2 protein-coding genes are annotated in these 1,458 nt (G+C 51.0%); both read right to left on the bottom strand.

The genetic code is table 11. The features are described from left to right. Positions 1-221: 221 nt before the first annotated feature. Positions 222-692: a 6,7-dimethyl-8-ribityllumazine synthase gene (locus CVU71_18625; GenBank protein PKN16678.1), complete on the bottom strand. Its 471-nt coding sequence runs from the start codon at positions 690-692 to the stop codon at positions 222-224. Between the two features lie 88 nt (positions 693-780). After that, on the bottom strand, positions 781-1,458 hold a 678-nt coding region (gene ribA / locus CVU71_18620), incomplete at its 5' end, for a GTP cyclohydrolase II (GenBank protein PKN16677.1).

Genomic DNA, 1,458 nt, shown 5'->3' with positions numbered 1-1,458 from the left:
TAAAGAACCTGAATGGCGACTTCGCGCGCCTTTCTCCTGCCCTGCATCTAATCCTCAAATCCCTGAAGAACCGGTTTCTTCCGGCACTTATTCATTAGTATCCGCCCATGAATTCGAAGAGCAAAGAATCTTTATCCAGGAACACCATAAAGACTTCTTACGATTTCTCTCCGCATTCGGAATGACAGACTGTTCACCGTTAAAAACAGGCATCCATCAGGCTACGCGTTCATCTTTTTGAACAGATCAACCATTTCGATCGCCGCCATCGCCGCGTCCGCCCCTTTATTGCCGGACTTTGTCCCGGCCCGTTCAATGGCCTGTTCAATCGTATCCGTTGTCAGGACGCCGAAGACCACCGGAATATCTGCGTCCAGTCCCACATTGGCGATTCCCTTGGACACCTCCGCGCTGACATATTCAAAATGCGGGGTCGCGCCGCGAATGACTGCTCCAAGGCAAATGACCGCGTCAAAGCGAGCGCTTTTGGCGAGTTTTTTTGCCGCGAGCGGCAGTTCAAACGCACCCGGCACTTTGTATATGAGAATATCTTTTTCATCTGCGCCGGCCCGAATCAGCGTATCGACCGCGCCCTCAATTAACCGGCCGCTGATGAAATCGTTGAATCGGCTTGCGGCAATCGCAAACTTCATTCCTTTGGCAACGATTTTCCCTTCAATGATTTTCGGCATGATTTCAGCACCATCCTTATGTTAGTATGAACAAGGGGTTGCAACCCCCTGTTCTCGTTTTCTGCGCGCAATGCGCCTCCTGTTTTTCTTAAAGCTCCAGTATATGACCCATTTTTCTTTTCTTGGTTGTCATGTAACGGATATTGGTCTCATTGGGCGGTATCTCAATCGGCACACGCTTGCTCACTTCTATACCGTATCCCTCGAGTCCGACAATCTTCTTGGGATTATTGGTCATCAGTTTCATCCTGTGCACACCTAGATCGGCCAGGATCTGCGCACCGATGCCGTAATCCCGCAGGTCCGCCTTGAAACCCAGCGCAATGTTCGCCTCAACCGTATCGTGGCCCTCATCCTGAAGCGCGTAGGCTTTAATTTTATTAACCAGGCCGATCCCCCGCCCTTCCTGCCGCATATAAACGATGACGCCCTTGCCCTCTTCCTCAATCATTTCCATCGCCCGGTGCAGCTGATCACCGCAATCGCAGCGGGCAGACGCAAAAATGTCGCCTGTGCAGCATTCCGAATGCACACGTACAAGCACCTCATCAGTCTTTTTGATTTCGCCTTTGACCAGCGCGATGTGCTGCATGTCGTCAACATCGTTTTCATACACGATGACTTTAAAATCGCCTCCATAGAGCGTCGGCATGGTCGCCTCGGCCATGCGCCGGATCATCGATTCATTCTGCATCCGGTAATCAATCAGATCGGCAATGGTAACGATTTTCAGATTGTGCTCACGGGCAAATATTTCCAGATCCGG

Source organism: Deltaproteobacteria bacterium HGW-Deltaproteobacteria-6, from assembly GCA_002840435.1.
In the GTDB taxonomy this organism is placed as follows: domain Bacteria; phylum Desulfobacterota; class Syntrophia; order Syntrophales; family Smithellaceae; genus UBA8904.
This window is presented reverse-complemented; position numbering and strand designations above follow the sequence as displayed.